At 70.9% G+C, this 18,887-nt stretch carries 10 protein-coding genes; 3 read left to right on the forward strand and 7 right to left on the reverse strand.

Annotated elements, in window-relative coordinates:
* Positions 1 to 245: 245 nt before the first annotated feature.
* Entirely contained in the window at positions 246 to 6,428 is a 6,183-nt protein-coding gene (locus AB0B35_RS34230) for a S8 family serine peptidase (protein ID WP_361053627.1), read from the forward strand.
* Positions 6,429 to 6,563: 135 nt separating this feature from the next.
* On the opposite strand, the gene AB0B35_RS34235 is transcribed toward AB0B35_RS34230, so the two are convergent.
* The 6 genes from AB0B35_RS34235 to AB0B35_RS34260 form a co-directional block, all read right to left on the reverse strand.
* Positions 6,564 to 7,313 carry an ABC transporter permease gene (locus AB0B35_RS34235; protein WP_361053630.1) on the reverse strand — a complete coding sequence of 250 codons (750 nt, stop codon included), beginning with the start codon at positions 7,311 to 7,313 and terminating at the stop codon, positions 6,564 to 6,566.
* A complete protein-coding gene (locus tag AB0B35_RS34240; protein ID WP_361053633.1) occupies positions 7,310 to 8,242 on the reverse strand; it encodes an ATP-binding cassette domain-containing protein in 933 nt (310 codons plus the stop codon). The genes AB0B35_RS34235 and AB0B35_RS34240 overlap by 4 nt, the downstream gene beginning before the upstream one ends.
* 134 nt (positions 8,243 to 8,376) lie before the next feature.
* Positions 8,377 to 8,949: a dienelactone hydrolase family protein gene (locus AB0B35_RS34245; protein ID WP_361053636.1), complete on the reverse strand. Its 573-nt coding sequence runs from the start codon at positions 8,947 to 8,949 to the stop codon at positions 8,377 to 8,379.
* Positions 8,950 to 9,060: 111 nt separating this feature from the next.
* Complete coding sequence (locus tag AB0B35_RS34250) at positions 9,061 to 10,260, reverse strand: serine hydrolase domain-containing protein (RefSeq protein ID WP_361053638.1); 1,200 nt, start codon at positions 10,258 to 10,260, stop codon at positions 9,061 to 9,063.
* Positions 10,261 to 10,405: 145 nt separating this feature from the next.
* Positions 10,406 to 11,590, reverse strand: a complete 1,185-nt coding sequence (locus AB0B35_RS34255; RefSeq protein WP_361053641.1) for a glycoside hydrolase family 3 N-terminal domain-containing protein — start codon at positions 11,588 to 11,590, stop codon at positions 10,406 to 10,408.
* Positions 11,591 to 11,672: 82 nt separating this feature from the next.
* Positions 11,673 to 12,530, reverse strand: coding sequence for an alpha/beta hydrolase (locus AB0B35_RS34260; RefSeq protein ID WP_361053644.1), 858 nt, complete (start codon positions 12,528 to 12,530; stop codon positions 11,673 to 11,675).
* Between the two features lie 428 nt (positions 12,531 to 12,958).
* Here AB0B35_RS34260 and AB0B35_RS34265 point away from each other — a divergent pair, with 428 nt between their 5' ends.
* Positions 12,959 to 15,412, forward strand: coding sequence for a glycosyl hydrolase family 28-related protein (locus tag AB0B35_RS34265; protein WP_361053647.1), 2,454 nt, complete (start codon positions 12,959 to 12,961; stop codon positions 15,410 to 15,412).
* 48 nt (positions 15,413 to 15,460) lie between these two features.
* Here AB0B35_RS34265 and AB0B35_RS34270 read toward each other — a convergent pair whose 3' ends face one another.
* Positions 15,461 to 17,449 (reverse strand): bifunctional diguanylate cyclase/phosphodiesterase, encoded by a 1,989-nt coding sequence (locus AB0B35_RS34270; protein ID WP_361053650.1) that lies wholly within the window; start codon positions 17,447 to 17,449, stop codon positions 15,461 to 15,463.
* 225 nt (positions 17,450 to 17,674) lie between these two features.
* On the opposite strand from AB0B35_RS34270, the gene AB0B35_RS34275 reads away from it, so the two are divergent.
* Positions 17,675 to 18,859 (forward strand): branched-chain amino acid ABC transporter substrate-binding protein, encoded by a 1,185-nt coding sequence (locus tag AB0B35_RS34275; protein ID WP_361053653.1) that lies wholly within the window; start codon positions 17,675 to 17,677, stop codon positions 18,857 to 18,859.
* Positions 18,860 to 18,887: the final 28 nt, after the last annotated feature.

Genomic DNA, 18,887 nt, shown 5'->3' on the forward strand with positions numbered 1-18,887 from the left:
TTGACGTATCCGCCGGATAGCTAAGGTCACCCGGCCACCCCGAGCATGGCTCCATGATCCATAGCCCCGGGGCGATCGATGCCTGAGCGACCTGTCGCGCGTGACGACGCCGCCGTCGAGCATCCGCCACCACCCGAACCGCCCCGTCAGCCGTGCGTCGGTGACCCCTGCGCCCGCGACGCCGACGGTGCCGGTGACCACCGGAACCACGACCCCTACCAACCCCTGTAGGCCGAAGGATGCATGTGAAATTCAAAGCCCTCGCGGCTTCACTGGCCGCGGCGATGGGCCTGAGCATGATCCAGGCAGCACCGGCGTTCGCCGCCGTGCCGGATCCAGGCCCCACCAACAAGATTGATTCCAGCCTGACGGACCGCTTCCGCACGGAGCCGGCTTCCGACTTCTGGATCACCTTCGACACCGCGGCCGACCTCGGCCCGGCGAAGAAGATCACCGACTGGGCCGCGCGCGGTCGGTTCGTCTACGACGCGCTGACCGCGGCGGCGAAGACCTCCCTGGCATCCGTCTCCACCGAGCTGGACCGGGCGGGCGTCAAGTACACCTCCTACCCGATCGCCAACGCCGTGCTGGTCAAGGGGGGCAGCGAGAAGCTCGCCCTCGACATGGCCGCGAAGGTGCAGGTCGCCGAGATACAAGCGACGCCGCAGGTCGCGCTGGTCGAGCCTGTGGAGAAGGAGATCCCGGCCGACCGGGCTGCCCGCCCCGCCGCCGCGAAGGCCGCCGAGGCAGGCACCTCCACGTGGGGTCTGGACGCCATCCACGCCCCCGAGGCGTGGGCCATGGGCGGCACCGGTGCGGGCATCATCGTGTCCAACCTCGACTCGGGCGTCCAATTCGACCACCCAGCCCTGATGCACCAGTACCGGGGCACGAAGCCCGACGGCACCGTCGACCACGACTACAACTGGATGGCCACCCGGGGCACCTGCACCGGCGCACCATGTGATGACAACGGCCACGGCACGCACACCATGGGCACCATGGTCGGCGCCGACGGAGCCGACCACGTCGGCGTCGCGCCGGACGCGCAGTGGATCGCGACGAACGGCTGCTGCGACCGCACCGGCGTGGAGTCGCTGCTCCGGTCCGGCTGGTGGCTGCTCGCCCCGACCGACGTCCACGGGAACAACCCCGACCCGTCCAAGCGGCCGCACGTCATCAACAACTCGTGGGGTCAGGACGTCGAGCACGACTTCCACGACTTCTTCCAGGCCGTCGACGAGGCCTGGACCGCCGCGGGCATCTTCAGCGTCTGGTCGTCGGGCAACACCTCGCCGTACGCGGCCTGCGACACCGTCTCCACTCCCGGTGCCGCCGAGAGTGCCTACTCCGTCGGCGCCACCAAGTCGGACGGCACCCTGGCGTTGTTCTCCCGCAAGGGCGAGGGTGAGGGCGGCCGGGTCAAGCCCGAGATCTCCGCTCCGGGCGAGGGCGTCTACTCGACCTACCCGAACAACAGCTACACCGAGATGTCCGGCACCTCGATGGCGGCACCCCACGTCGCCGGCGCCGTCGCGGCGCTGTGGAGCTACGACCCGACCCTCATCGGGCAGGTCGAGGAGACCCGCCGCCTGCTCGGCGCGTCGGCCGTCGACGTCGACGACACCGAGTGCGGCGGCACCGCCGAGGTCAACAACAAGTACGGCGAAGGCCGGCTCGACCTCGTCCGCCTGCTGGAGCTCGCGCCTCGCAAGGGCGGCACCCTCACCGGTGTCGTCACCGCGAACGGTGCTCCGGTTCCCGCCGCCGAGGTGACGATCAGCGGCCCGTTCAGCCGGTCGATCGGCACCGACTCCGACGGCCGGTTCACGACGAACCTCCCGGTCGGCGACTACCGGCTCAGCACCAAGGTCTTCGGCTACCTGACCGCGACCGCCGACGTCACGATCACCCTCGGCCAGGACACCTCCGTCACGCTGCCGCTCACGGCCGCCACGCGGCATGACATCAGCGGCCGGGTCGTGGACGACAAGAAGCAGCCCGTCCCGAACGCCGACGTCTCCGTCAAGGACACGCCGCTGCAGTCGGTACGCACGGACGCCTCCGGCGCGTTCACGATCAGCGCCGTCCCCGAGGGCGAGTACCAGCTGGGTGTCAAGCCCAACGCCTGCTACTCGCCCACGACGGTGCCGCTGACCGTCGGCGCGCAGAACGAGTCGCACGAGATCCCCGTCGGGCTCGTCGTCGACAAGGGCGGCTACAGCTGCGCCGTCTCCGACGGCGAGTACCTGCGCGGCACCGATCCGGTCGCGTTCGACAGCGGAGTATGGGCGACGGTGAAACTGCCGTTCCCGATCGCGCTCTACAACGGCAGCCACGACACCCTCGGGGTCGGCCTGCGCGGCGTGATCTCCCCGGACCCCGACAACGGACCCGGACCCGGCACCGGCGGCGCGGGCGTCTTCCCGTTCTACGTCCAGTCCCCGGTCGAGTTCGCCCCCGGCGGGGGAGTCTTCACGGCGGCCACCAAGGTCAACGGCGAGGACGCGTTCGTCGTCGAGTACCGCGACACCAAGCTCTGGGCGTACCCCATCCGGTCGGAGTACACGGAGCCGGTCAGCTTCTCGGCCACGTTCACCCGCTCCGGCACGGTGATCTTCGGCTACGGCGACGGCATCGGGAGCGACGACCCGGTGACCGCCGGCGCGAACGGCGTCACCGGCATCCAGGGCTGGGCGGGCGTCGACGGCATCCGGTTCTCCGACAGCGCCCCGGTGCTGCGCGACGGGATGATCGTCACCTACGACATGCCCGACTTCGGGTACCTCGACGCGACCGTCGTCGACAAGAACGACGGGCTGCCGGTGGCCGGGGCCAAGGTCTCGTTCACGGACAAGGACGGGCTCGTCGAGACGGTCACGACCAACGGGACCGGCCTCGTGCATCGCCAGCTTCCGGTCGGCGACTACACCATGACGGTCGACGCGCCGAACTACACGACCGCGGCGTACCCGTTCTCCCTCGACAAGCTCTACGCGAGCGCCAAGATCGACGTGCGGCTGACCACGGGCGTCGCCGGTCTGAAGACCGATGGCCTCGACGCGCTGCTGGGCGTCGACCAGAACGGAGTGGGCGAGCTGCGGCTGACCAACAACGGTTCCGCCCCGCTCACCTACAGCCTGGGCGAGGCCGCGCGCCACCCCGAGCTCGACGCGGCCGGCGCCACCACGCGCACCGGGAAGGGCGCGACCAGCGCGATCGACCTCACCGCATGGAAGGCCGGTGCGAGCGGCATGAAGCCGTCGAACGTCGACGGCAAGCCGGCGACGGTGAGCGCGGCGGAAGCGCAGGCGGCAGCCAAGGTCGGCGCGACCTCCGGTGGCGACGTCATCACCCGGATCGCCGTCCCCGGCAGGGACAAGGTCACCACCGGCATCGGGTACGACGGCGACGTCTGGGTCCACGACTACACCGCGCGGACCAACACCGCCTTCACGGTGGCGGGCAAGCCGACCGGGAAGGTCTTCGACGCGGCGTGGAACCCGGAGTACCGGGCGTTCGACATGGCGCTCGACACCCGGACCGGCGACATGTGCCAGATGGAGGACAGCCCGGCGAGTTTCATCCACTGCTTCGACCGCAAGACCGGCAAGGAGACCCGGCAGATCAAGGGTGACTGGTCGACGCTGCAGCTGACCGGACTCGCCTACAACCCCGCCGAGGACGTGTTCTACGTCGGCGGCCGACGCAACGGCATGATCGGCACCGTCGCCGGGACGTCGCACGAGAACGCGGGTGCGCTGCTGTCCTTCTGCGCCCCGCCGCTGCCCGAGGTGATGGGTCTGGCCTACAACCAGGCGTCCGACACCATCTGGTACACCGACATCACCTGGAATCGGCTCAGCCGCCTGCTGCAGGTCGACCCCGACGACTGCTCGCTGGTGAACGCCTGGTGGTTCCCCGGCCAGAAGGCAGGCCAGGGCGGCGGCCTCGAAACCGACTCGACCGGTGCGCTGTGGGCAGCGGACCAGCTCACCGATGACGTCGTGCTGGTAGACGTCGAGGACGACCTGTTCACCGACCTGCCGTGGCTGTCGCTTTCCTCGACCGGCGGCACGCTCGCCCCGGGGAAGTCGGCGACCGTCAAGGTGTCGATCTCCGCGAAGGGCGCCAAGCCCGGAGTCCTCGGCGCGAACATCGTGGTGAGGTCCGACTCCGGCCGTCAGTCCAAGACCTACGTCCCGGTGACGCTGACGACCACGAAGTACCAGGTCGGCGTCAACGCCGGTGGCTCGAAGGTCACCGACGGCTCCGGCTACACCTGGTCCGGCGACCAGGCCGCCGGCAAGACGGCGTGGGGCTACGAGGGCCGGACGAAGGTCGCCTCCACGAAGTCACCGATCGCGGGCACGCGGGACGACGCCCTGTTCCAGACGCAGCGCACCACGGCGGACCAGCGGCTGTTCTACCGCTTCCCCAACGCGCCCAAGGGCACCTACGTGATCGATCTCGGGTTCGCCGAGATCGAGAAGGCGGCCCGGGGCAAGCGGGTGTTCGACGTGGTCGTGGACGGAAAGTTGGCGGAGTACGCGTACGACCCGGCCGCGGCCGTGGGGCAGAACACCGCCGACTGGCGCACCGCTGTCGTACTGCACGAGGGCGGTCCGCTGACCGTGGAGCTGCGGGGTTCGAGGGGCCTGAAGTCCCCGACCATCGCCGCGCTGCGGGTGACGCTCGACCCGCGCAAGGACGTGGCGGAGCCGGAGCCCCAGCCCGAGCAGCCGGATCCGGGTCCGGTGCCGGTGGCCCCGGCCGGTCGCTCGTACACGATGAAGGTGACCGACGGGCTCTACCGCCAGGGCACGGAGGAGTCCGGGTGGCACGGCGACGACTCCTGCGGCGTGCTGTGGTTCGGCTCCGGTTTCCTGGCCCCGTTCTACGACACGGCCTGGGACGGTGTGTGCGTGACGACGAACGGCACGCTGACCTTCGACCGCGTCGGCACGTCGGGGTACAACACGGCACTGCCGTCGCCGGATCCGATCGACGCGGTCTACCCGTTCTGGGACGACCTCCTCGTCGACGACGAGGCGGGGATCTACTTCGGCACGACCGAGGTGGACGGGCAGGCGGCGCAGATCATCGAGTGGCGCGACGTCACCTTCTACAGTGACCAGACGGCTCGCGTGAGCTTCTCGGTCACTCTGATCGCGGACGGCCGGATCCAGATCGGGTACGGCGACGGCGTCGGCGGCGACAACCCGCTCACCCAGGGGTCGTCGGCGACGGTCGGCGTGGAGAGCCTGAACCGCAACCCCGCGGCCCAGTACTCCTTCGACCAGCCCGTCCTCAAGGCCGGTCTGGGACTGGAGTACGCCATCCCGGCCGCGGGCACGATCGAGGGCACGGTCACCGACGCGAACGACGGCAAGCCGCTCGCGGGCGCGATCGTCACGCTCGACGGACCGAGCGGGGAACGGGTCATCACGGCCGACGAGCTGGGCCGGTGGAAGGCTCAGGCGCTGCTCGGCGAGAACACGGTGCAGGTCTCGGCGTTGAACTACGTCACCGCCGGCCGCTCCGTGACCATCGCCAAGAAGGATCAGGCGGAGGTGTTCAACACCGCGCTGACCACGGGCGTCGCCACCGTCAGCGGAGGCGACCTCGACTGGCTCGTCGGCCCGAAGCAGAAGGCGACGGCCGACGTGACAGTGACCAACAACGGCTCGGCCCCGCTCGATGTGCAGGTCAGTGAGCAGATGCGCACCGGCGACGGCGGGCACGAGGCCGCCGACCTTCCATGGCTGACCCTCACCGGCGCGGCCGCGACCGGCACGGTCAAGCTCGCGGTCGGCCAGTCCACCACGGTCACGGTGACGGCCGACAACACCGGCGTCGCGCCCGGCGTGCTCGTCGGCGACCTGCTCGTGGCGTCGAACGTCGGCAAGGGCGAGGCCCAGTTCAAGCCGGTACGCCTGGCGACCTCGGCCTACTGGAAGGGCGTCGACGTCGGCGGATTCGGGTACGTCGGCACGGACGGCTTCGTCTGGGCGCCCGACCAGGGGCTCGGCTCGCGGCCGTGGGGCTACGTCGGCGGCAAGGTGCAGGCCACCAAGGCCGACATCGCCGGGACCGTGGACGACGCGCTGTTCCGCACCCAGCGGACCGGCGACACGTTCAGCTACGTGTTCAAGAACGCCCCCGCCGGGAAGTACCGGATCTCCCTCGACTTCGCGGAGATCGAGAAGGTCAAGGCCGGCAGCCGTGCCTTCGATGTCCTGATCGACGGCAAGGTCGTGCTCTACGACCACGACGTGCAGGCCAAGGCGGGTGCGCTGACCGCGGACATGAACATGGTCATCGTCGAGCACGCGGGCGGCGATCTGAAGATCGAGCTTCGCCGCGACAAGGGCGAGTGCGACCCGATCCTCAACGCCCTCAAGATCCAGCAGGATCCGCGCCCATGAGATAGCAGAACCGAAACGGCGTGCCCCGGGATCCGATGCGGATCCCGGGGCACGCCGTGGTGCGTCGGATCAGGCGGCGTCGAGCGCCTTGGCGGTCGTGGCGGTCTCTGGTGAACGGGAACGCAGGGGCATGGGTCAGGCGCGCTTGGTGAACGTGGACCGCGCCCACAGGTAGCCGACGACGGCGATGGCGACGCACCAGGCGAGAGCGGGGATCACGTCGTCGGCCGACGGCGCGCCGGCGAGGAACCCGCGCAGGGACTCGATGATCGGGGTGAAGGGCTGGTATTCGGCGAACTGCCGCAGGCCGGGGCCCATCTTCTCGGCCGGGACGATCGCGCTGCTGAAGAACGGCAGCATGACCAGCGGCACGGCGGCCATGCCCGCGGTCTCCGGCGACTTCGCCGACAGCCCCAGCGCGACCGTGATCCAGCCGGCGGAGAAGGCGAGCAGCACGATCACGCCGATCGCGCCGAGCCATTCGAGCGGGCCCGCGGCCGGGCTGAAGCCGAGCAGGAACGCGACCCCGACCAGGGCCGCGATGGCGATCAGGTTGGTGAGCACGCTGGCCACGACGTGGCCGGTCAGCACCGCGCCGCGGGACACGTCCATGACCTTGAAGCGGTTGATGATGCCCTTGGTCATGTCCGAGTTCACCGACGTCGCGGTGCCGCCCAGCCCGTAGCAGACGGCCAGCAGGATCAGGCCCGGTGTCGCGTAGTCGATGTAGTCGACCCCGACGTCGAAGGCGTCGCCGAACATGTACACGAACATCAACATGATCACGATCGGCATGACGACCGCGTTGAACACCGAGGTGGGGTTCCGGGCGATGTGCTTGGCGTTGCGGCGCAGCATGACCAGCGAGTGGGACTTGGCGCTCATTTCGCGACCTCCGCGGTGTGGCCCGTCAGGGCGAGGAAGACGTCATCGAGATCGGGGGTGTGCACCGAGCACTCCTCGGCGCTGAGGGAGTGCTCGTCGAGCCGGTCCAGCACGGCCCGCAGCGATTTCGTGCCGCCGTCGCCGGGCACCCGCAGGGCCAGGGCTTCGTCGTCGCGGGTGGCGTCGGGGAAGGCCCGCGCGGCGGCGTCGAGTTCGGTGACGGTGGTGAACCGCAGCCGGATGTGGGTGCCGGGGATCTGGCGCTTGAGCTCGTCGGGCGTGCCCTGGGCGACCAGGCGGCCCTGGTCGAGCACCGCGACGCGGTCGGCGAGCTGGTCGGCCTCCTCCAGGTACTGCGTGGTGAGGAAGATGGTCACGCCGTCGGCGACCAGGCCGCGGATGATCGACCACATCGTGTGCCGGCTGCGCGGGTCCAGGCCGGTGGTCGGCTCGTCGAGGAAGATGATGCTCGGGTTGCCGACCAGGGTCATCGCCAGGTCGAGCTTGCGGCGCATACCGCCGGAGTAGGTCGCGGCGGGCTTGTCCGCCGACGCGGTCAGTTCGAAACGCTCCAGCAGCTCGGTGACGACGCGTTCGCCGTCACGCACCCCGCTGAGGTCGACCATCAGCCGCAGGTTCTCCTGCCCGGTGAGCAGTTCGTCCACGGCGGCGAACTGGCCGGTGACGCCGATCGCGGCGCGCACCGCCTTGGCCTCGGTGGCGATGTCGTGGCCGGCGACGCGGACCGTGCCGCCGTCGGCCCGCATCAGCGTGGTCAGCACGTTGACCGTGGTGGTCTTGCCCGCCCCGTTCGGGCCGAGCAGGGAGAACACCGTGCCCGCGGCGACCTCGAAGTCGATGCCGTCGAGCACGACCTTGTCCTGGTACGCCTTTCGCAGTCCGGAGACCGTGATCGCAGATTTCGTCATGCGGCGACTATCGGGGGCTGGCCTGTCACTCCCCTTACACGCGCCTGACACGCGACCTGACACGACGGCGCCGCCGGGCCGCGCGCCGGACGACCTCACGGCAGGCGGCCCGGTGGCGCCGGGTGGTGATCGCGTCAGCGGGCCAGGAAACCGAGGATCCGGTCGGTGACGAGTGCGGCGGCCTCGGCGTCGTACGAAGGCAGCGAGCTGTCGGTGAACAGGTGCCGGTCGCCCGGGTATACGAACAGCTCCCCGTCTGCGGCCTCCTTGACCAGGGCGCGGGCCGCGTCGATGTCGCCCTCGCCGGCGAAGAACGGGTCCGCGTCCATGCCGTGGATCTGCACGGGCACCGCCGCGGGCCAGGTCCCACCGAACTCCGACGGCGGCACGCAGGACTCGAGCAGCACCGCGCCGCGAGCGCCGGGCCGGGTCTGCGCCAGCCGCTGCGCGGGCATCACGCCCAGCGAGAAGCCGATGTAGACCAGCTCGGCGGGCAGCGCGTCGGCGGCCCGTACCCCTCGCTCCATGACCTCGCCGAACCCGGTCTCGCGGGCGTAGGCCAGCCCTTCGTCCAGCGTCGCGAAGACGTTGCCGTCGTACGAGTCCGGCGTGTGCACCGTGTGCCCGGCCTGGCGCAGCCGGTCGGCGAAGGCTCGCAGGCCCTCGGTCAGCCCTTGTGCGTGGTGGAACAGCAGCACTTCGGCCATGGGAAGCTCCTCGTCGGTCGGGGGAGTGTCTCGCCGCACCCTAGAACCCATTGCGGACGTTCTGCGTCCGGAACCGCCGCGCGCCTCGGGTTCCGATCGTCGAGCCGGGGGTCACCGCCCCGGGGTCGGTGTGGCCTGCGGCACCGGGGCGGCCAGGTCGTACACGTTGTCGGGCGTGACGAGCCGGGTGACCACCTCGGCGATCCGGCCCGCGGCGTGCTGGGCGGGGATGTCGGTGTTCGCCAGCACCACCAGGGTGGCGTTGCGCTCCGGGATGGCCACCACCACCGTGCTGTAGCCGGGGATGCTGCCGTTGTGCCCCCACCATCCGGCGACCTCGAAGACGGCGAACCGGTACAGCGCGCCCAGGCCGGTCCGGTCCACCTGTTCCAGCCGCACCCGCTGCAGCTGGGGAGTGAGCAGGGTGCCCTTGGCCAGCGCCAGCGCCCAGGTCCTCAGGTCGGCGACGGTGGACACCATCGCCCCGGCGGCTCCCGCCCACACCGGGTTCCACAGCGAGGCGTCGGTCTCCTCGCCGTCCGGGCCGAGCGTGTAGCCGTGCGCGTACGGGGAGGGCAGTTTCCCCGAGGACGGGTAGCTGGTCCGGGTCAGCCGCAGCGGGTCGAAGAGGTGCTGCTGGAAATACTCGGCGAGCGGCTGCCCGCCGGCCTTCTCGACCACCATGCCGAGCAGCACGAGATTGACGTTCGAGTACTGGAAGCGGCTGCCCGGCGCGAAGTTCAGCGGATGGCGGGCGGTCAGCTCGACCAGCTCCCGCGGGGTGACCGCGCCCGCGTCGGGGCCTTTCGGCAGCTCGTCCAGGACCTTGGTGGCGAACTCCGGGTCCTGCTCGAACGAGTCGAGCCCGCTGTGCATGTCGCCGAGCATGCGCAGCGTGATGTCGTCACCGGCGGGCACGCCCTCGACGTACTTGGCGATCGGGTCGGTCAGCGCGATGCGTCCCCGCTCGACGAGCTGCAGCACGGCGGTGCCGGTGAAGGTCTTGGTGACGCTGCCGATGCGCATGTGGTCGTCGACGCTCATCGGGGTGCCGGTGGCCTTGTCGCCGACACCGTACGCCCTGGTGTGGTCGATCACGCCGGGCACGGCGACGGCGACGATCGCACCGGGCACGCCGAGTTCGCCCATCGTCTGCTGCACGGCCGCGTCCAGCCGGGCGGTCAGGCCGGTGGCGACGTCGGGCGACGGAGCGGCTGCCGGCCGCGCCGCCAGCGTGCCGCACCCGGCCACCCCCGACAGAACCATCAGCGCGGCGAGCGCCACGGCCAGTACGGCTCTCCTCACCGGCACAGCAACCACCCTATGCAGCGGCGCGGGCTCGGCATGCCGGTTGGCCGGATGTCCGGTTCAAGCAGCGGAGCAGCCTGGGGTCAGCCACGCATGGCGTTCTACCCTACGGGAAGCCCCGGTCGCCCCGCGACATCATTCCGGCTGCTCAGCGCGGTGGCCACAGGGCGTCGATGCGGGCCACGGACCGGTCGATCCGCGCCGCCGGGATCTTTCCGGCGCGGACCAGCCCGAGCACGTGCTCGACGGTCTCGGTGACGATCGCCGGGTCGTAGACCGCCTGGTTGCAGAAGACGAGTTGGTCCACCCCGGCCTCCAGGGCGTACGTGGTCGCCTCGTCCCGGGCGTACCGGCTGGTGATCGCGACGGCCTGCATGTCGTCGGTGACCACCACACCGTCCCAGCCCAGCTGCCCGCGGAGCAGGTCGGTGACGACGGCATGGGACAGCGACACCGGCCGATCGGGGTCGAGCTTGCGGTTCAGGAAGTGGGTGACCATCACGGTGTCGGCGGTGCCGGACTGGATCAGGCGCTGGAACGGCACGATCTCGGCCCGGGTCCAGGTGTCGGTCACGTCGACGGCCTCGAAGTCGGTGTTGCCGGTGGCGCTGCCCAGTCCCGGGAAGTGCTTGATCGAGGTGCGCACGTTCGCCTTGCGGTAGGTGTCGATGGTGTCGGTCGCGCAGGACACCACGACGTCAGGATTCGCCGAGAAGCTGCGGCCGAGCAGGGCGATCGCCGGGTTGTCCGGGTTCACCGCGAGGTCGGCGACGGGCGCGAAGTTGAAGTTCACCCCGATCTGCACCAGGGTCTGCGCCATGCCCCCGGCCCAGGCCCGGGTGGCCGGAGGCGAGTTGAGCGCGCCGATCTCGGCCTGCGACTTCGTGGCGGGGAAGCCGTTCTGCGGGCCGAGTCGAGCGATCTTGCCGCCCTCCTGGTCGATGGAGACGATCAGGCCGTGCGGGGCCGCCCCGGTCAGCGTCTTGATCAGTGCGGTGACCTGCGGCGGGGAGTTGATGTTGCGGCTCCCGCCGGTCAGCTGGTCCCGGTCGAACAGGATGACGCCGCCCAGCCCGCGATCGGTGATGTCTTTCATGATCCAGTCGTCGGGGCCGACCTGGGCGCCGCGGAAACCCACGATCATCATCCGGGCGATCTTCTTGCGCAGTGCGGCCTCGTCCAGGGCAGGACTGGTCGCGGGGGCGGGCGTGGTGACCGCGGCCGCGGGCGTCGTCGCGCCCGGTCGCTTGGCGCAGCCACCGAGGCCCGTGGCGACCAGCGCGGCTCCCGCCGCGGTGAGCAGCCCCCGGCGGGTGATCCCGTCGCCTGTCACGCCGTCCACGTTACTGAGCCGCAGGCCCGCCCAGGTCTGTTATCGGGTCCTTGCCACCGGGCCGTTCGCCTGGTCGAGGCCGTTACGGGGTTGCCGGAGCCGGGTCGGCGCGGAGGAAGTCCCGCACCGCGGTCGTGAAGGCCGCCGGCTGTTCGACCCAGGGCATGTGCCCTGCGTCGAGGCTGATCCGGTGGGCGTCGGGCAGCGACCGGGCCAGGGAGTCCACGCTGCGCCGGGGGCGGACATCCTGGGCGCCGTCGATGATCAGTGTGGGGGTGCCGAGGTCCGCGATCGCGGCGAGCGCCGCGCCCGAGTCGACGTACTCGTCGGTCTGCCGGGTCAGGGCGGCGTGGCAGTCGCGGTTGATGCCGAGGAACGGGGTCGCGAAGCGGTCGGCCAGGTCGTACGCCGTAGCCGGGTCGGCGAAATCGGCGGACCACTGCAGCACCGCGAACTCCCGCTCCTGCGCGGGGGTGCGCTCCCGGCCGAGCAGCTCGTCGAAGCGTGCGAGGCGCGGGCCGAGCCGGGCGCGCACACCGGTCAGGAAGTCGTGCCGCCAGGTGGCCGCCGGGTCCACGCCGACGCCGGACACGTACACCAGTCGGCTGACGCGGACGGGGTGGGCCAGCGCGTAGCGCAGCGCGAGCAGGCCACCCCAGGAGTGGCCGAGCACGGCGACCGGCGATTGCCCGGTGCTGCGGACTACGGCGTGCAGGTCGGCGACGCTCTGCTCGATCGTGTGCGGCCCGGTGGACGGAGACCGGCCGCAGCCGCGCTGATCCCACCGCACGACGGTGAAGTCCCCGTCGAGCAGCGCGGCCGCGTCGTCGAAGTAGTCCCAGAGCCCGGGCCCGCCGTGGCACAGCACCAGTGGAGGACCGCTGCCCGTGCGCCGGGTCCACAGCGCGGCCCCGTCGTCAGCCAGCACTGCTTCTGTCATTCCGCCATCATCCGTCCTCGAAGGGTCCAGTGTGGACCGTGGCGTTAATGCAACAGCTTGCACAAGTCGTCGGGTTATTTGCGTAAACACTGCTGTCGTGAGGCTGCCACGGGCCTCGACTCGGGGCCGATACCCAGCCTGCCACGCTTTACTCGACCGTCAAAGACATTGTCTGATCAGGGATAAGGGGAGCTTTGCCCACCAAGGCGGCTCGGCAAGAGCGTGCTGGACCTTTGTTTGAATTTTGCGTACTCCTCTGGACGTGGCGGCGGTGGCGGCCCTAATCTGCTGACGTCGTCGGAACACGCTCGCGACGTGTCCGAAACAGCCGCCGAACACCGCCCGCTCCGCGTGCCGGCCGCGAACCCCCTGCCCCGAACCCTTCAGCGCGACCACATCCGCGCAGATCATCCCGATAGGAGCCATTGATGAAGCTCCGCACCGCCCTGCTGGCCGCGACGACGCTCGCCGCGGCCGGCGTCCTGGCCGCCACGAACGCGACGGCCGCGCTCGCCGGTCCGGCCGTCCCGACCGTGCCCACCCTGCCCGGCACCGCCCTGCCGCTGCCCGTCCTCCACGGCGCACGCGGCGCGACCGTGCCGTTCACCGAGTACGAAGCCGAGCACGCCCGCACCGACGGCCGCGTGCTCGCCGCGACCCGCGCGTTCACGCAACTCGCCGCAGAGGCGTCCGGCCGCCGCGCGGTCGCCCTCGGCGCGGGGGAGTGGGTCGAGTTCACCCTGGCCAAGCCCGCCAACGCGGTCGACGTGCGCTACTCCGTGCCCGACGGCACGACGGCGGCGCTGACGGTCACCGCCGACGGCAGGTCCGCCGGACAACTGGCCCTCACCTCGAAGTACGCGCACGTGTACGGCAACTTCCCGTACACCAACGATCCGTCCGACCGGGGTCAGCACCACTACTTCGACGACGCGCGCACCATGTTCGGCCGCACGCTGCCGGCAGGGACCCGGGTGCGGTTCAAGGCCAGCGCCGCAGCCGTGGTCGACCTCGCCGACTTCGAGGTCGTCGCCCCGGCCCCCGCCGCGCCCGCGGGCTACCTGAACGCGCTCGACTTCGGGGCCGACCCGAGTGGCGCGGCCGACTCCGGCCAGGCGCTGCAGACGGCGATCGACACCGCCCGCGAGCAGCAGCGCGGCCTGTGGATCCCGCCGGGCGACTACGCCGTGACCCGCCACCTCCAGGTGGACCGGGTGACGGTACGCGGCGCGGGCCCGTGGCGCACCGTGTTGCGCGGCGCGGGCGTCGGCGTGTTCGGCAACGCCGCGCCGAACCCGAGCACGGCGGTGCACCTGTCCGACTTCGCCGTCTTCGGTGAGACCGTGGTGCGCGACGACGCCACCATCGACAGCGGCTTCGGCGGCTCGCTGAGCGGCTCGACCATCCGCAACGTCTGGGTCGAGCACGTCAAGGTCGGCATGTGGTTCGACGGCCCGTCCGAGGGCCTGACGGTCGACGGCGGCCGCATCAAGAACGTCTGGGCCGACGGCCTCAACCTGCACAACGGGGTCAGCCACAGCACAGTGACCAACCTGCTCGTGCGCAACACCGGCGACGACGGCATGGCGATGTGGTCGGCCGCGAACGCCGACACGGGCAACACCTTCACCCGCAACACGGTCTCGGCACCGTTGCTGGCCAACGGCTTCGCGGTGTACGGCGGCCGCGACAACACGGTCAGCGACAACGTCGCCGCCGACACCGTCACCCAGGGCGGCGGCGTGCACGTCGGCAACCGCTTCGGCGCGAGCCCGCTCGCCGGCGCCACCACGATCAGCGGCAACCTGCTGGTGCGCACCGGCAGCCTGGTGCCCAACGAGCCGACGCAGATCGCCGCGCTGTGGTTCTGGGCCGCCGACGCCCCGATGACCGGGGCCGTCCGGGTCCGCGACACCACGCTGCTGGACAGCTCGTACGCCGGGCTGCAGTTCTTCGGCAAGTCGATCACGAACGTGTCGGTGGAGCGGGTGACCGTCGCCGGGGCGGGCACCGTCGCCCTGCAGTTGCAGTCGCCGGGGGCGGCCTCGTTCACCAAGGTGGTCGCGTTCGGACTGGGCGACACGGGCGTGCACGACTGCGCCACCGGCTTCACGGTGACCCGCGGCGCGGGCAACCTCGGCTGGAACGGTGCCCGCTGCGGCTTCGCCCCGGCCGGGCAGCTGGAGATCGCCCAGGCCACCGGGGTCGAGTACGGCTTCCAGCCGATCGGCGCCGAGGCCGTGCGGCCCGTCGCGATCACCAACCCCGGCCCGCTGCCGATCACGATCGACGCCGTCGTGCCGCCGCGCGGGTACGCGGTCGACAGCGGCTGCGCCGTGATCGCGGTCGGCGCGACCTGCACACTGCAGGTGCGCTTCGCCCCGCAGTCCTCGGGCAACTACGCGGGGCTGCTGACCGTCCACAGCACCTCACCCGCCGGTCCGTACGTGGTGGGCCTGAAGGGCATCGGGTTCGACCCCGACGGCAACCTGGCCCTGGGCCGCGACATCACGGCCAGCTCGCAGGCCGGCTGGTGGATCGCGCCGCCGAACCTGGTCGACGGCGACCAGTCGACGTACTTCGAGAGCCTCAACGGGGCCTTCCCGCAGACCGTCACGCTTGACCTCGGCCACCAGGTGTCGGTCAGCCGGATCGTGCTGAAACTGCCCGCCAACTGGGGCGGCCGGTGGCAGACCATCGCGGTGTCGGCCGACGGCGCTCCGCTGGTGGACGCGGCCGAGCACCTGTTCGCCCCCGAGAGCGGCAACGTCGTCACGATCACCTTCCCGGCCGTCACGGCGCGGGAGCTGACGTTGACGTTCACGGCCAACACCGGCTGGCCGGCGGCGCAGATCTCCGAGTTCGAGGTCTACGCGCACTGACCGCGCGCCGCGTCCGCCGTGCCCGTACCGGCGCGGCGGGCGCGGCGGTCACGGATTGAGGGCCGCCGCGGTCTGCGTCTGCACCGTGGTGGCGCCACGGCGGGTGGGCGGTTTGAGGGTGGTCCGGGCGGTGTCCTGCGCCTTGCGGATCTCCGCCATCAGCTCGTCGGCCGGCACCGGGTAGGCCAGCGCGAAACCCTGCACCTGGTCGCAGCCCAGGTCGTCGAGGATCGCCAGCGCGGTGAGATCCTCCACACCCTCGGCCGTCACGAACAGGCCGAGGTTGTGCGCCAGCTCGATGGCGCTGCGCACCAGGATGGCGTCGCCGGGGTCGGTGGCCAGATCGTGGATGAAGGTCCGGTCGATCTTCAACTCGTCCGCGGCGAGCAGCTTGAGCTGGCTCAGCGAGCTGAAGCCGGTGCCGAAGTCGTCGATCGAGACCTGCACCCCGTCCCGGCGTACCCGGCGCAGCGCGTCCTGGGCCCGCCCGGGGTCGGTGGTCATGCCGCTCTCGGTGATCTCCAGGCGCAGCAGCGTGGCGGGCAGCCCGTGCTCGGCCACGGCCGAGCGCACCTCGCCGACGAAGGCGTCGTCGAGCAGGCAGTTCGGCGACACGTTGACGGACACGGTCATCGGCCGGCCCTGCGCGCACCAGTGCGCGGCCTGCTTCACCGCGATGCGGAGCAGGTGGTAGGTGAGTGGGATCTCCAGACCGCCGGTCTCCGCGACGCCGAGGAACGCGCCCGGCGACAGCAGCCCGAGCTGCGGGTGCCGCCAGCGCACCAGCGCCTCGGTGGCGCTGACGGTGGCGTCGGCGAGGCGCACCTGGGGCTGGTAGTACAGCACCAGCTGGCCGTCGGGGTCGCCCTCGGTGAGCAGCGCCCGCAGGTCGCCGAACAGCGCCATCCGGCCGGGCTGGTCGGTGTCGACCTCGGGGTCGTACAGGGCGACGCCCTTGCCGCTGGTCTTGGCCCGGTACATGGCGGCGTCGGCGTGGCGCAGCATGTCCTCGGCGCAGGTGCCGGGGCGGCCCAGCACCATGCCCACGCTGCCGCTGACGGCCGCGGAGCCCGCGGGCAGCAGGTAGTTGCGGCGCAGCGCGCCGGTGGCCCGCTCGGCGATCTCGACGGCCCCCTCGGCGGACGTGACGCTGGGCAGCAGCACGGCGAACTCGTCGCCGCCGAGCCGGGCGACGGTGTCCCCGTCGCGGACCACCTTGCGCAGCCGGTGCCCGGTCTCCACCAGCACGTCGTCGCCGGCCTGGTGGCCGAGGGTGTCGTTGACGGCTTTGAACCCGTTCATGTCGATCAGCATCACGGCGAGCTGTTCTGCGTCGGGTCGGGCCGGGTCCAGGGCGTCCTCCAGCCTGCGCTGGAACAGCAGGCGGTTGGCCAGCCCGGTGAGCGGGTCGTGCAGCGCCTGGTACTGGCTGACCTCGGCGTGCTGGAGCACGCGGCGCTGGTAGCCGAGCATGACCCGCCAGATCGCGGCGACCAGGCCCAGGCCGACGGCGAACCCGACGATCGTCGCGGCGAACATCCGGGTCTGCACCTTGCGCAGGTCGGCGACGAGCTTCTGTGCCTGTGTGTGGTGGTCTCGGGCTACTTCGGTGATGTCGTGCTGAAGTGTGTAGTACGCCGGAGTGACCTCCAGCCGGTCCTGCTGGACGGCCTCGGGGTTGCGGTCGGTCACCATGATGATCAACTCATCCGCGGCCTGCCGGTACGCCGACTGCTCGGCCTGCAGCCGCAGCGCGTCCTCCAGCGCGGGTCCCGTGCTCAGCTCCACCGCCCGGCGCAGTGTGGCGTCGGCCTGCGCGGCCGACTCCAGGTAGCGGGCGCGGCTGGCCACGGACGGTTCGAGCTGGTAGTGCCGGGCCTGCATCTCCTGAACCGCCACGGCGGCGCTGGCCTCGCTGAAGATCGCGTCGAGTACGAGCGCCTGGCTCTGCACCTCGGTGGCCCGGGTGGCCTGCAGCGTGCCCCACAGCGTGAAGGCGCCCAGCCCGCAGAGCACCGCGGCGAGCGCGGCGGTCATACCGAGGCTGCGACGGGGCCGCAGCACCGGATCGGCCCGGCGGGCGGCCCTGCCTCGCCTGCCGAGCCGTTCGACGGCCCGCCTCCAAGACGGCCAGTGCATTTTTCGGGGGTCCTCCTCCGAGCGACCTGGCGACCGCTCCGTTCGGGTCTTGTCCGGTGGTCAACGCGATCTTCCACGCGGCAATTCCGGCTTATCCCGCGAACTCTGATAATAATTCACGATATGGACATCCTCCACGGACCGCGAATGCCGCGGCGGCTGCGAACGGCGGTGGCGCTGCTGGCCACCCTGCTGCTGGGCGGTGTGGCCGCCTGCAGCCAGCCCGAGGAAGCGGACAAGACGCCCGATGTCATACGACTCGGCGCACTCGTCCCGCTGACCGGCGACAACGCGCCCACCGGGCAGCGCCTGCTGGAGGCGTTCCAGATAGCGGTCAAGGACGTCAACGACGCGGGCGGGGTGCTCGGCCGGAAGATCGAGCTGGCTGTGGGCGACGACGCCTGCGACCCCGGCACCGCCGTGGTGAAGGCGAACGAGATGATCGGGCGGGACATCACCGTATCCGTCGGCGGCGGGTGCAGTGTGGCCGCGGTGCCGACGCTCAAGGTCTTCCGGACCGCCGGCATTCCGATGATCATCCCGGCGGCGAACTCGACCGACCTGCTCGCTCCCGGCTACGACAGCGTCTTCCTGCTCGCCGGAACCACCACGATCGAGGCGGACCGCGCCGTCGACGCGATGGAGAAGCTCGGCCGCCGCCGGCTCCTGGTGATCGACGACGGCACCAGCTTCCCGCAGACCATGGCCGCCGCGGCCGTCGCCAGCGTCGAGAAGGACGGCGGACCGCTGACCCTGGCCGGGCAGATGAAGGTCAGCCAGGGCGCGACCAGCTACCCCCGGGTGCTGGAGAAGGTCAAAGAGGTCGACGCCGACCTCGTGTTCTTCACCGGGTACTACCCCGAGGCCGGCCGGATGATCCGCGACCTGCGCGACGGCGGCTACCGCGACACGATCATGCTGTCCGACGCGGGCACCGACCCGACCCTGTTCGACGTGCTCGACGACAAGCAGGCCGAGGGCGTCTACGGCATCACGCTGCCACTGGCGCAGTTCGAGCCCAAGGCCGACGCCTGGGCGGCGAAGTACCGGGCCTCGTACGGCCACGAGCCGGGGCCGTTCACCATGCAGGGCTACGACGCGGTACGCCTGGCGGCCAACGCGATCCAGCGCGCGGGCACGACCGACCGCGAGGCCGTACGCAAGGCGATCGCCGACACCAAACCCGGCGACATCGAACTGCTCTCCGGGCCGGCGCAGTTCAGCGCGAACGGCACCCAGCCGAACCCCACCTTCGTCCTGCTGCAGATCAAGAACGGGGCCTTCACACTGGTCCGCGAAGTCAGCTGAGTCGGACGGCGGTCGTATCCTCGTTCGC

This window comes from Catellatospora sp. NPDC049133 (assembly GCF_040648455.1).
In the GTDB taxonomy this organism is placed as follows: Bacteria; Actinomycetota; Actinomycetes; order Mycobacteriales; family Micromonosporaceae; genus Catellatospora; species Catellatospora aurea.

What these genes read in the sequence shown, in the direction of transcription:
- AB0B35_RS34235 (WP_361053630.1), bottom strand. Translation starts at nt 7,313, where the DNA reads ATGAGCGCCAAGTCCCACTCGCTGGTCATGCTGCGCCGCAACGCCAAG.
- AB0B35_RS34260 (WP_361053644.1), bottom strand. Translation starts at nt 12,530, where the DNA reads ATGACAGAAGCAGTGCTGGCTGACGACGGGGCCGCGCTGTGGACCCGG.
- AB0B35_RS34265 (WP_361053647.1), top strand. Translation starts at nt 12,959, where the DNA reads ATGAAGCTCCGCACCGCCCTGCTGGCCGCGACGACGCTCGCCGCGGCC.
- AB0B35_RS34275 (WP_361053653.1), top strand. Translation starts at nt 17,675, where the DNA reads ATGGACATCCTCCACGGACCGCGAATGCCGCGGCGGCTGCGAACGGCG.
- AB0B35_RS34245 (WP_361053636.1), bottom strand. Translation starts at nt 8,949, where the DNA reads ATGGCCGAAGTGCTGCTGTTCCACCACGCACAAGGGCTGACCGAGGGC.
- AB0B35_RS34240 (WP_361053633.1), bottom strand. Translation starts at nt 8,242, where the DNA reads ATGACGAAATCTGCGATCACGGTCTCCGGACTGCGAAAGGCGTACCAG.
- AB0B35_RS34270 (WP_361053650.1), bottom strand. Translation starts at nt 17,449, where the DNA reads ATGACCGCCGCGCTCGCCGCGGTGCTCTGCGGGCTGGGCGCCTTCACG.